Origin of the sequence: Sorangium sp. So ce726, from assembly GCF_051521405.1 — a bacterium.
Lineage (GTDB): Bacteria > Myxococcota_A > Polyangia > Polyangiales > Polyangiaceae > Sorangium.
Window position 1 is genome coordinate 9,953,277 of the sequence record NZ_CP150349.1, and the last position, 12,573, is coordinate 9,965,849.

Annotated in this window: 8 protein-coding genes and 3 pseudogenes; 6 read left to right on the plus strand and 5 right to left on the minus strand. The window is 68.3% G+C overall.

Features of this window, described 5'->3' with window-relative positions:
• Positions 1-13 precede the first annotated feature (13 nt).
• Positions 14-337: a hypothetical protein gene (locus WME79_RS37090; protein WP_437524895.1), complete on the minus strand. Its 324-nt coding sequence runs from the start codon at positions 335-337 to the stop codon at positions 14-16.
• A gap of 115 nt (positions 338-452) precedes the next feature.
• Here WME79_RS37090 and WME79_RS37095 point away from each other — a divergent pair.
• From WME79_RS37095 to WME79_RS37115, 5 genes and pseudogenes are all read left to right on the plus strand, one after another.
• Positions 453-647 (plus strand): annotated as a pseudogene (locus WME79_RS37095) (helix-turn-helix domain-containing protein); the annotation flags it as partial.
• 110 nt (positions 648-757) lie between these two features.
• Positions 758-1,408: pseudogene (locus WME79_RS37100) on the plus strand (LysR substrate-binding domain-containing protein); the annotation flags it as partial.
• A gap of 116 nt (positions 1,409-1,524) precedes the next feature.
• Positions 1,525-1,821: a hypothetical protein gene (locus WME79_RS37105; protein ID WP_437524897.1), complete on the plus strand. Its 297-nt coding sequence runs from the start codon at positions 1,525-1,527 to the stop codon at positions 1,819-1,821.
• Between the two features lie 654 nt (positions 1,822-2,475).
• Complete coding sequence (locus tag WME79_RS37110; RefSeq protein ID WP_437524900.1) at positions 2,476-3,246, plus strand: hypothetical protein; 771 nt, start codon at positions 2,476-2,478, stop codon at positions 3,244-3,246.
• A 389-nt stretch (positions 3,247-3,635) separates the two neighbouring features.
• The gene (locus tag WME79_RS37115; RefSeq protein WP_437540123.1) at positions 3,636-4,163 is read left to right on the plus strand and encodes a hypothetical protein; all 528 of its coding nucleotides are present in this window, start codon (positions 3,636-3,638) and stop codon (positions 4,161-4,163) included.
• Here the strand turns inward: WME79_RS37115 and WME79_RS37120 are convergent.
• From WME79_RS37120 to WME79_RS37135, 4 genes and pseudogenes are all read right to left on the minus strand, one after another.
• Positions 4,138-4,293 (minus strand): annotated as a pseudogene (locus WME79_RS37120) (DUF72 domain-containing protein); the annotation flags it as partial. The gene WME79_RS37115 and the pseudogene WME79_RS37120 overlap by 26 nt on opposite strands.
• A gap of 138 nt (positions 4,294-4,431) precedes the next feature.
• Positions 4,432-5,688 carry an FG-GAP repeat domain-containing protein gene (locus tag WME79_RS37125; protein ID WP_437524903.1) on the minus strand — a complete coding sequence of 419 codons (1,257 nt, stop codon included), beginning with the start codon at positions 5,686-5,688 and terminating at the stop codon, positions 4,432-4,434.
• A gap of 708 nt (positions 5,689-6,396) precedes the next feature.
• A complete protein-coding gene (locus WME79_RS37130; RefSeq protein WP_437524905.1) occupies positions 6,397-6,693 on the minus strand; it encodes a hypothetical protein in 297 nt (98 codons plus the stop codon).
• A 16-nt stretch (positions 6,694-6,709) separates the two neighbouring features.
• The gene (locus tag WME79_RS37135) at positions 6,710-7,777 is read right to left on the minus strand and encodes an IS630 family transposase (RefSeq protein ID WP_437523247.1); all 1,068 of its coding nucleotides are present in this window, start codon (positions 7,775-7,777) and stop codon (positions 6,710-6,712) included.
• Positions 7,778-8,305: 528 nt separating this feature from the next.
• Here WME79_RS37135 and WME79_RS37140 point away from each other — a divergent pair.
• Positions 8,306-12,256 carry an RHS repeat-associated core domain-containing protein gene (locus WME79_RS37140; protein ID WP_437524908.1) on the plus strand — a complete coding sequence of 1,317 codons (3,951 nt, stop codon included), beginning with the start codon at positions 8,306-8,308 and terminating at the stop codon, positions 12,254-12,256.
• Positions 12,257-12,573: the final 317 nt, after the last annotated feature.

Genomic DNA, 12,573 nt, shown 5'->3' on the forward strand with positions numbered 1-12,573 from the left:
CCCCTCGGACGGCTCAGGCGACGGAGGATGCCGGCCGGCGGCCGGGCGCATTCCCGGGTGTGGCGCCGAAGCGCGTCGCCACCAGGTAGTCGCACCAGCGCTCCACGCTGGTATGGATCGGCGGCATCACCAGACCGACCGCGCGGGCGTGGGCGTCGGCCGCGCTTGTGTCATACGCATCTTCGGCGAGGAACGACAGGCTCTCTCGCGTCACCCCGGTGAGCGCCTCCGGCAGCAGGCGCACAAGGCCGAGGGGCAGCACCCACGCCGCGGGGCTGCGCCTCAGGTGGGCGGCGATGCCGCGGCCTTCGTCCGGGTCAGCTCGGCCAGCAGCCATCGCCCGATGAATCCCGTACCCCCCGTCACCATGACCTCGACATCGCACGCTCTCATGGGCCGCCAGCATGCGTCGCTGGACCCATGAGGAAAATGGGATGTATCTCATGCCAGGCATGAGCGAGATCGATATTCGGAGCATCAACCTGAACCTCCTCCCCGCCCTCGAGGCGTTGCTCGTCGAGGGCAGCGTCAGCGCCGCGGCACGCCGCGCCCACGTCAGCCAGTCGGCGATGAGCCACTCCCTCGCGCGCCTGCGCGAGCTCTTCGGCGATCCCCTCCTCGTCCCCCTCGGCCGCGGCCTCACCCCCACGCCGCGCGCGCTCCAGCTCCGCGCGGCCCTGCCCGCCGCCTTCGAGCACCTCCGCCGCGCCCTCGCTTCCCCCCCGAGCCCTTCGATCCGCGCACCTCGGCGCGCACCTTCCGCGTCGCCACCGTCGACTACTTCGAGCTCACGACGCTGCCCGACGTGCTCGACCACCTGGGCGAACACGCCCCCTTCATCCGCCTGGAGATCGAGCGCTTCTCCCCTGACGTCACCCCCGCGCTGGCCCGCGGCGACATCGATCTGGCCCTGTTCGGCGCCTCGCAGCCGGTGCCGGCCGCCGGCCTCCGCCGCGCCCCGCTCTACCAGGATCCCTTCGCCGTCATGGCCCGTAAAGGCCACCCGGCGATCAAGCGCCGCCTCGATCTCGACACCTATGTCGCCCTCGGCCACGTCCTCGTCAGCGTCGAGGGCCACCGCGACGGCGCCGTCGACCGCGCCCTGGCCCGCCTCGGCAAGACCAGGCGCGTGGCCCTGCGCCTGCCTCACTTCATGTCCGCGCCCCTCGCCGTGCGCAGCTCCGACCTCCTCTGCACGATCCCGAGCAGCGTCGCCCAGCGCGCCCGCGAGCTCTTCGGGCTTCGGGTGTTCGCGCCCCCCTTCGAGCTGCCCGCCGCCCAGGTGGTCGCCGTGTGGTCACAGCGCCACGACGACGACCCGGCGCAGCGCTGGTTCCGCGACCTCTTCTTCTCGGGCCGCGCCCTCTCGCCGCGCCTGCGGGCCCTGGTCCGAAGGGGCGCGGCTTGATCCGGGGATGTTCTGGATGGGATGAGGCATCCTGGGCATTGGAGGGGGCATGACGGTCGGATCGCTGCGCGCTGGCGTGATGACCGCCGCATCTTGAATCCATCGCACAGCGGAGGATGCGGGGATGGTTCTGCTTCGAGCCAGCGTCCAGCTCGTCCGAGATCGTCCTCTGGTGGGATGACGAGGCCTTCACCCACGCGGAGGTCGCTCCGCTCCTCACGGCGTCCGCGCGGCCTCTGGTCTCGATGATCAAGCTCTACCTGTCCATGCCTCAGGACGTCCTCTACTGGCATTCTCAGGTGAACAGTAGACTGGTCCAGAGGCTCTGGCAGGACATGGAGCGCTTCCGGACCCACGTGAGCCGGGAGCTCGAGCGGATCACCGGCGCCAGGGTAGCGTGCCGTGAGCAGTAGCCGCGCGCAGGCGGCGCTGGTTGGCCGATGGGGTTCCGTCCGGCGGCACGCGCGCGCCCTCGCGCACCCGCCACGCGGCAAGCTCAAGCAATCATCCAATCTCTCGCCTCTCGCCTCTCGCCTCTCTGTGGCGGCATCGAGGCCGAGGCCGACCCCGCCGGCTCTGAAGCGGACGGATCGAGCGAATCGACGCAAACCGTCAAGCAGGCGGCGATCACGCCGCCGCGGCCGCCCTCATCGCGAGCGCACGTCACCCGCGGGCGCCGCCTTGCGGAGCGCGCCCAGGTCGACCTACTGGTCCTCTGGCCCGCGCATCGCCCGCGCGATCGTGCGGGCGCTGGCGGCCAGCATCTCTACGGTGCTGTGACTTTCCGGATCCACATGAACATCACGGCCAGCAGAGCAAGACGGTCGTTGTGGCGATCCATCAGAAGTTCGCGAAAGCGTCACTCCCCACCATCGACTGCCATGCTAGCTGTATTGCGTCCGGCACGCATCGCGCCTGCCTGCGGGCGGCGCGTCGACGGTCGTATTGGAAGTGCGAGGTGTCGCAGCGCTCAGAACGCTGGAGAGGTCCAGCCAGCCGACGTGCGTCTCCGACGCGCGAGAGCGCGCGGCGCCTTGTCGTTGGCGTGCAACGTAGGGAGTGAGTCAATGCATCACGTTCTGTCTTACATCGACAAGCGGCAAAACGGTTACGAGCGTCATCCGTTTTTCACGGAGCTGCTCGACAACCAGCGTCTCTCAGCGAGGGAGCGGCTCGCGTGGGCCCCTTGTGTGATCCCGTTCATCATGGGCTACTCGGACCTCAACAAGTACGTCTTCCGCGACGAATCGAAGGCGAAGCTCGACGATCCGCTGCAGCGGATGCTGAACATCCACACGTACGAGGAGGACTTTCACTGGCAGTGGATGCTCGATGACCTGGACAGGCTCGGCGTGAACCCGAAGCTCACCCTGTCCGATGCCGCCCGCGTCTTCTGGAGCCCGGAGATGAAGGTGTCCCGGCAGCTCTGCCTCGAGTTCGCTGCCATTGCGTCGAAGACGCAGGCCTTCGGCGTCTTCGCCATGGTCGAGGCGATAGAGGCCGTGTCCGTAACGATCTTCAAGCACTGTCAGGGCATCGTGCTCGAGAGCGGCGTCGAATGTGAGTTCTTCGGCACGAAACACTACCTGGCGGAGGCTGGCCACCTCATCAAGTCCGAAGGGCAGCCGAAGGCGACCCAGATGGCGCTCACCCCCGAGCAGCGGGCGGAGGCGGAGGCGGTGGTCGACCGCGTTTTCGAGATCTTCGACGCCTGGTCCCACTCGCTCTTCCAGTACGCCAGGAAGCACTCGGCGGTTCCGCTCGCGGCCTATGAGCAGATGATCGACGCGAGCCAGAAATTGCCGCGCGAGATGGTCTTGCCGGGGTATGCCAGCTAGCGGTCGCTAGCCAGTCCCCGCAACTCGGGCAGAGGCCACGCACCACAGGTGCTCGGCCAGAGCGGCGTCACCGCCTTCAGGCAGGCGGTGGCGACCTCTCGGAGCGCGTCGTTCGATGCGCTAAGAATCTTCCACGGACCGTCCACGCTCCCAAGGGACTCGGCGCCGCTGCGGTAACGGCTCGGTCGAGGCCGGTCTCGACCTCAAGGAGGGTCTCGATGCACTGATTTCGCCCCCTACGGGAGGGTGTCGCGCTGACGCTCGGCCTCGGCGGGGCCGGGCTTCGATGGGCGCTGTGGCGCGCCGAGCGAGAGCGCCTGCGCCGGGCGTGCGTCGAATCGATCGCGCAGCTGCGGCCAGCCCGCTTTACCGCCGCGAGGGGCCGAGCGGTGCCCGTCGGCGAGCCGCTCGTCTCGCCCTTCAGCGGGCGCCCGTGCGTCGCCTTCCGGGTCGTGCGCTGGCGGCAGGAGCGCAAGGGCGGCTTCGGCCCCAACGGCCTGGGCTTCGTTTGGGTCGTCGACGACGCCGCCGAGTGGGCCCCCGACTTCGCCCTCGACGACGGCGCGGGCCAGGCGCTCGTCCGCCCGAGCGGCCACGTGCGTTTCGACCTCGCGGACGCCGAGCCGCCCCCGGACGCCGCTGACCACGTCGACACCTTTCGCAAGCGCTACGGCCACGAGCGCGCGTCGTTCTTCGCCGGCTTTCACGGCACGGTTCGCTATCGGGAGACAGTCATCGAGGTGGGGCAGCCCGTGCTCGTGGCGGGCACCGCCGCCGTCTCGATCGGGCTCGACGCGAGCGACGAGCGGGACGGCCATCGCGCATCGCCGCGGCCGATCGAGCTTCGGCCCGACGACGAGCCGCTCTACATCGGCGACGGCCGACGACCGGACGGAGCGAATAGAAGGAGCCGTTGAGCTCGATCGAGTCGAAATGCCGCGCCGCAAAGGCGAGCTTCTCGGATTGCCGTAGGCCTTTGGGATAGAAGGTGCCCCGCCAAGGCGCATAGCGCCAGACCGAGATACCGATGCGGATGCGTCCGGCCATGAGCGCGCGCTCCGAGGAGCGGCTCCGTGGGCCCGCGACCAGGAGCTCGACTCCGTCGCTTCGCAAGTTCGCAAGTTCGCAAGTTCGCAAGTCTCGCGCCGGTGGGAGGCCGTCCTGGATGGGCGCGAGGATCCTGCCCTAGCGTTGTAGGAAGACGAAAGCGCCCTTCTTGTTCGAGATGACGATGTCCGGCCGGCCGTCTCCGTTGCCGTCCGCGACCGTGAGCTGGGTGCCTACCCCCGAATCGTCATCGATGAGAACGGGCCGGAAGTCGACGCGTTCCGCCGCTCGCGCCTGCTCGAACCAGTAGAGCCGGGCCGGCGCGTCGAAGTCCGGCATGCCGGCAGGCACATGACCCCAGAAGCGCTCGCCGCTCACGAGGTCCTGGAGCCGGTCACCGTCGATGTCGGCGTGAGCGAGCGCGTGCGGCTCGTGCATGAACACGCTCGACGCGGCATCGGGTGTGGTCCCCGGAACGACGACGTGCTCCACGAACGCAGTGCCGACCGCGTTCGGAACCTGCTCGAACCAGGAGAGCCCGTAGCCGTGAGCGGCGAGCGTGGTCGCTATGTCCGCGTCCCCGTCGCCGTCCACGTCGACCACCGGCATCTGCGCTCCCCCGGCACCGAACGGCTGCTCGACGCGCGTGAACGGCAAGCCGTCGGGCGACTCCGGGCTCCGCGTGAAGTAGCCGCTCGCCTCGACCAAGTCGCTTGCGCCGTCCCCGTTGACGTCGCCTGCACCGAGGCCGTGCGTGAACGCGCCGTACCCCCGATTCTCGGTGAGCGCCCGGAAGACCCACGGCTCGGTCGGGTCCACGCCGGGCGACGACGTTCCGAGCACGCCCCCCGACATGTGCACGAGCTCGGGCACGCCGTCGCCGGTGATGTCGGCGAACAGCGGCGACTCGTTGTCGATCGGCCACGGCAGCGTGTCGTGACGAGCCCAGAGCGCGTCGCCGTCGCGCGGGTTCTGGTACCAAGCCGCGGGCACACCCGGAAAGCCGACGACGAGGACGTCGGTGAACCCGTCGTGGTCGAAGTCGTAGGGGAACTCGAAAAAGCAATCCGAGTAGCCGTGCGGATCGAAGGCTTCCTTCGGCCACACGGGATGGCTCGTGCCATACCCCGGCCCCTCGTACCAATCCGGGCCCGCGATGACATCCGTCACCCCGTCGTGATTGAAGTCCGCAAAGCTCGCCCCCTCGCAGTAGAATTCGCGGTGCAGCGTGATCTTCACGAAGCGTGCGTCGAGGGCGGCCTCACGCGGGAGCGGTGGGGGCGCGGTGACGGTGCCCGCGGGCGGCGCGTCGGTGCCCGCGTCGACGGGCGCGCGCGAGGATTCGGCCGCGCAGGCGATGACCAAGGCGAGCGGTGTGCAGCGCAATAACCCCATTGTCGAAGCCATCTCCGAGCGCTTAGCACGTCGTGGTAGAATCGGTGTCCACGCGCCGGCCATCGCGCACGGTCCCGCTCGTCATCGTCATCCTCGCCGGCCCGGGTGGCGATCGAGGCATGCCGCGAGGCCTGGGCGGTGCACGTGATGCTGCGGGACCTTCACCGTGGGCGACGCGACGGCGGAGGGCGCCCTGTTGGGCCACACCGGAGCCGCCCTCGGCGGCGAAACAGGCGGAAGCTATGAAAATCGCGGCTGTTTCCGGCGACCGCTCGCTATCGACCGGTTTCTCTGGCGGGACTGTTCCACGGTGGCGAACCGTCGCGATCCGTCACTTCCCCAGGGATCTGGGGGGAGCGTGACGACGGATCGCACCCCCTTGGGAGGCCCGGGCCCAACCCGGGCCCAGCGGCCAAGCCCCGGGCTTGGGGAGCTCGCGGTGACCGAGACGTCGCGTCGGGCCGCGGTGGTCGCCTTGCTCGCCAGCACCCTGAGCCGCGCTGTCGCCCTCGGGGACGAGGCGGCGGCACGGGTTGTTCACGAGGCGATCGGTCGATTGCTCGGGGTGCCGGTGGCATCGGACGGATGAGCTAGTACAGCGTTCCCCAAGTTCGTCCCTGGATCGGCGCTGTGCCACCCGGCCGCGAGCCGGGCTGGCCGGGCGTTGAAACGGAGCGAGCTCGTCGCGGGACAACGCCGCGGAGCGAGTTACTCGATCGGCGCGAGCGTCCAGGGGAAGTCGGTCATCAACAGCTTGAGCAAGTCCTGCCACGGGCCGCGGAAGCCGGTCTTCTCCCACCTACCGGTGTGGGTTGCGATCTCGAGCGTCCAGAGGTGGACAGTGTCACGGCGGAGCCTGGCGTGGGCTATCGGGCCCGCTTCAGGACCCGACTCGATGATCACGAGCTGCCCGTACTTGCGGGCCCGCAGATGGGACATTCCCTCGGCTGCGAGGTAGGCGCGGACGGAGGCGGCGTGCTCCGGGGAGGCGGACGGCTTCGACATCGGACCGCACGGAAGCTCAGGCGGCGTAGGACGGCAAGGTCGCCCTCCACTGGCCGCGGAACTTCCAGCGAAAGGGCCGGGCTTCGTGCTTGTTCCAGTGGCGCACGAAGGCGAGCACGCAACGGCTCAACTCCTCGGCGGACGCGAAGGAGGCGTGCTTGAGCACCCGACGGCTCAGGATGCTGAACCACAGCTCGATCTGATTGACCCACGACGCATGGATGGGCGTGTAGACGAAGTGAAAGCGTCCGCCGTGCCGCGCGTTGAACTGATTCCACCTGGCGCCGTGGTGAATGTTGAGATTGTCCCAGATGATATAGACGTCGCCCGTGGGGTAGCGCTCCGCCACCTCGTCCATGAACGCGAGCAGATCGGCGGCGGTGCGTGTCGGTCCGCAGCGCGACACCACCTCGCCCGTCTTGATATTGAAGGCCCCGATCAGTGTGCGCGTGCCGTGGCGCTGGTACTCGAACTCCTTGCGCGCGGCTCTTCGGCTACGGCACGGCTGCATGGGGAACCGATGCTTCAGCGCCTGCATGCCCGTCTTCTCGTCGACGCAGAGCACGGTGGCGCCTGCGGGAGGCTCCAAATACAGCTTGCAGATCGCCTCGACCTTGGGGCGGAAATGCGGGTCCGGGCTGTGTAGCCACAGCCGGACGCGATGCGGTCGGAGGCTTGCTCCCCGCAGCACGCGCCAGATCTCGGTGCGGCTCAGTTCTACCTTGGTCTCGAGCTTCAGGGCCTTCGCCAGCCGCTCCAGAGTCCAGACCTGTTCGAACGGGACCTTGTGCTCATCGGGGCGACTGCAGGCCAACTTGATAAGGTCGTAGTGCACTGTGGTGGCCACGCGCGGCGGTCGGCCCCTGCGCATCCTGTCCTGCAGCACCGCCTCGTCAGCAAACGCCGCGATCCGGTTGCGCCACTTGCGCACCGTCTTGATGTCGCAGCCTACATCAAGCTGGATCCGCTCGTTGCTCCAGCCCTCGTCGGCCAAGAGCGCGATCCGGGCACGCTGCGCATCGCGCTGCGGGGTCTTGGGCGAGCGCGCCGCGTGCTGCAGCTTCTGGCGCAGCGACGCGGGCAACAGAACGGCTTTTGCGCGAGCTCGGGGCACTTACGCGCGTGGGACCTGCCCCGTGCTGATGGATTCAAAAGCGCAGGCGATCGTGGATGAACCGGCAAACCCGCCCCGTAGACCGGAATGCGTCGCGTGTAGGCTCGCCACGCTCGGGCTGCGAGCCATCGCGAGGGCCTGGCCTGGTGTACCGCAGATCCAGGTACGAACTTCGGGAACGCTGTACTAGGCTGGACGGGGTGCGGTGCATCTTGCGCCGGCGCCGGCGCCGGCGACCACCCGCGCGCCGACATCGAACCCCCCGCCGCCGGGGCGGGTAGCACGTCATCGCCTGAGTCTCCCGCGACAACGCGCGTTGTGCCTGGAAAAATCCATTATGAAAGGAGTCCCGTTCGATGATGCTCCAGCGTCTCGCGCGGGCTTCCTGGGTCGCGTCTGGGCACCCAAGCTCTCATCTTGACAGGGGTGAGAATCGCTGGGGAGCATGCCTGAATGGCGCGCACGGCTCCGGTCCCGAACATCCCTGCGATCCCTGGAATGAACCCTGGCGTCTGGATCATGGGCGGTGGAGGCGGCGGTGGTGGCAAGGGCGGCAGGGGAGACAGCGGGAATGGAGACGGTCAGGGCGGGAGCGCTAACCATGGCGGCAACAACCCTGACGGCGGCGGCAAGGGGGCCAACGGTTGCGGAAATGGGCAGGGGGCCGGTGCTTGCTCCAACCCGGTCCACGGCGGCTCCGGCGGCACCTCCGCCGGCGATCCGGTCGACGTGGTCACCGGCCGCGTCTTCACGCTGCCGACGCTCGACCTCGGCCTGCCCGGTCCGCTGCCGTTCGTAGTGCAGCGGCGCTACTCGTCCTCTGCGCGCGATCGCGACATGGGCCTTGGCTTCGGGTGGAGCCACTCGCTTGCCTGGGAAATCGAGCTCTCCAGGCGCGCCGTGCGGATCGTGCAGGACGACGGCACCGTGGTGACGGCCCCGCTGCTGGAAGAGGGCGAGACGCGCCCGCTGGTGGGGCAGATCGTGCTGCGCCGCGCGGCCTGGGGATTCGCGCTCACGACCGAGGACGGGCTCACGCTGTTGTTCAACGAGCGCCATCAGCTGGGGTCGCGCTACCGCCTGACCGCGCTCCTCGACCGCAACGGGAACTGCATCGAGCTGGGTTACGATGTCTCCGGCCTCGCGTGGATCCGCGATTGCGTTCAGCGCTTCGTGCGCGTCCGGCGGGAGCGCTCGGGCCGAATCGCCGCCTTTGAGGTGCGCACGGCCACGAGCCCCTCCGGCTGGCACGCCTTCTTCACGTACCGCTATGACGAGCGCGGGGATCTTGTCGAGGCTACGGACGCCGAGGGACATGTGTGCCGGTACGCCTATGACGAGGAGCACCGCCTCGTCACCCACGCATACCGCAGCGGGCTCGCGGTCCAGTACCGGTACGACCGTGAGGGACGCTGCATCGAGACCTGGGGTGAATACCCCGCTCAGGAGGACCCAAGCCTTGTGGCCGGGGTGCCTGTGTTCCTCGCGGACGGCGTGACGCGAGCGCGTGGCATATTCCATTGCAAGCTGGAGTTCTCGGGAGACGGCTACTCCGAAGTCGCGGACTCGCTCCGTGTCCGGCGCTTCTTCGGCAACAAGCACGGCAAGGTGGACCGGTCGACATGGGGCGCGGGCGTGCTCTCGCACGAGTATGACTCCCTCGGGAACATCGTCGCTTTTCGGGACGCCATGGGCGCGACGACGCGCTTCGAGCGCGACGCGGCAGGGCGCGTCACAGCGGTCGTCGATCCGCTCGGCCGCCGGACGCAGTATGCCTTCGATGATCGCGGCGCGCTGACCGAGCTCCTGCGCGCGGATGGGAGCGCGCTCCGGTATACACGCGACGATCTGGGCAATCTTCTCGCGGTCGAGGACCGGCGCGGCGCCATCGTCATGTACGATTACGACGAGCGTGGGCTCGTGAGCGTGGCAACGCTTCCGAACGGGGGAGTGACCCGCTTCGACCACGACGCGCACGGCAACCGCACCGCCGTGATCGAGCCGAACGGCGCGAAGAAGACGATCTATTACGACGACCTCGGCCGCGTCGTGGGATACATCGACGCGCTCGGCGCCGTGACGCGCTACGCGTATGACGCGCGCGGCCTGCTGCGCACCGTTTCCGATCCAGCGGGCGGGGTCACCACGTTCGAGTTCGACGCCGAGGGACGGCTGGCGCGGATTGTCGATGCGGCCAGGCGCGTCGACAGGCTCACCTGGGGCGGGCTCAACGTGCTCTGCGAGGTGCAGCACGACGGTGCGGGGCCCATCCGGTACCGCTACAACCGCGAAGGCCACCTCATCGAGGTGCACAACGAGCGCGGGCAGGTTCATCGCTTCGTGCGGAGCCTCGCAGGGCACGTGATCCGCGAGGAGCTGATGGACGGACGCACGCACGACTTCCGGCGCGATCTGTTCGGCCGGCTGACGCAGTGGCGGAGCAGCACCGGCGAGCTGGTCGAATACGAGTACGACGCAGCCGGGCAGTTGATCAAGCGGATCTACGACGGTGGGGTGGAGGAGTTTGCCTATGACGAAGTGGGGCGGCTGACCGATGCACGAACGCCTGACACGGAGTGCTACCTGACATACGATGAACGGGGCTGCCTCGTGAAGGAGGAGCAGATCACGCTCGGCGTCCGCCACACGATTGAAGCGGTCTACGACTCCATGGGGCGGAGGACGCGGCGCGTCAGCTCGCTCGGGTACGTCGAGCACATGCATCGAGACATCATGGGCAAGATCGCGCGGATGGCGCTCGGCCGGGAGGTTGTGGACTTCCACTACGACGCGCTCGGCCGCGAGCGGCAGGCCGTTCTTCCGGGCGGCGGGCGCATTCAGTACGACTTCGATCCGGCCGGTCGCCTCGCCCAACGGCGCGTCTTCTCTGCGACAGCGCGCACCGCGGTTGGACCGGCCGAGCCGGAGTGGGTTGGGCCCATCGCGCACGGGGTCGTCTCGGACACGCAGTATCGCTACTCCCCTGTAGGTCTTCTCGAAGAGGAGCTCGACGCGCGCCTCGGCGCGACGGGATACCGGTACGATCCTATGGGACAACTCCTCGCCAAGATCCCTGCCCACGGGAGGGCGGAGCTCTTCGGCTTCGACGAGGTCGGCAACCTTTACGCCACCGAGGCCGGCGAGCACGCGTACGATCGCGGCGGTGCCCTGTTGCGGCGAGGGGCAACGGCCTACACCTACGACGAGCGCGCGCGCCTCGTGGAAAAGCGCCTCTCCGACGGGAGCCGCTGGAAGTACACCTGGGATGGACGCGGGCGCCTGGCCTCGGTCGTCGCGCCTGATGGGCGCCTCGTGGAGTTCATATACGACGCGTTCTGCCGGCGGCTGGCAAAGCGGGTTCGCTCGAACCAAGGACAGCTCCTTGCCTTGACTCGCTTCGTCTGGGACGATCAGCGCCTGCTTCACGAGGTGCGTGTGCGCGACGTGTCCCTGGACGTCCCGGTGACCGAGACGCGAACGTACGTTTTCCCGGATGGGAGCTTCGCCCCGCTGGCGCACATCGATGACGGTGGCGCGCCCCGGTTCTACGTGAGCGCGCCGAACGGATTCCCCGATCTTCTCGTGACGTCCTCGGGGCAGATCGCGGCCGAGCAGCGGGCGCGCGCGTTCGGCGCGGTGCAGGGAGAGGCCTTCACGCCGCTGCGGTTTCCTGGCCAGTACGCGGACGAGGAGACCGGCCTTTGTTACAACAGGCATCGCTATTACGACCCCGACATTGGCCGCTACATCAGCCCGGATCCCGTCGAAATCGTCCGCCGCTACGGCTTCGCCGACAACTCGCCGCTCAACACGGTGGACCTCGACGGTCTGCAACCGATGACCACGACCATCCGGCGCTCCCAGATCAACCCGGACGGCAGCCGCACGCCGCTGCCGAACGCGAGCGGCGTGAGCATGGGGCTGCGCGATCCCGACAACCCGGTCGACATCCACCCGACGGTCTGGAACAACATGGCGCCGCAGGTACCGATACAGAGCGACAATGGCAACACCAACTGGCAATTCCCTCAGGCGACGCGGCCTCCGGCGAACTGCTCAGAGCCCGCGGCGCTGAGCGAGCATCTCTATGACTACGAGCGACGGAACAACTTGCCGCGCGGGACCTGCGGCTCGGCCAGCGACCCGAACAACCAGCACCTCCGCAGCGCGCTCCGAGAAATTACGGAGATCAGCTCCATCCAGCAGGGAGGCGGACCGCGCAACGCTTGTCCAAACTGCGGCGTGCTCATCGGCAACCTTCAGAGCCAGGCGCAACAGGGGGCGCCACCAGACGAGGTGGTGGACCTGGTCGGCGTCACCAAACCGGATATCGATAAACCGAACCAGCGCTGGCAGGAAGCCATGAACCAGGGCGCGCCGACGAGGAGCGCGAGGAGCATTATGAACCCGCGTAATGCGGCTAGCCTGCGGGTGCAGATGCCGCGCTGAGGACCGTCATGGTAATCTCCCGTTTTGCCATCGAAACCCTCGCCAGTCGCGGCATCGTCCGCAGCGAGGCGCATCGTGCCGGCCGCGAGCGGCTGGAAAAATTGCTGCATCTTTACGGGCTTCCCGCCCATGAAGCTCTGTTCGCCGCCGAGGCTGCGATTGGCGGCTTCGCCGGCTCGGACCGCGCACGGGACCCGCTGGAGCTCCCGCTCCGCGGTTCCTTCGGCCCCCCCTCGCGAGACTGGTGGGAGATTCTCCTGGGTCCAGGCGCACTGCTGGGACGCAACATCACGAGGGCGCTGTCCCGCGCCGGCTTT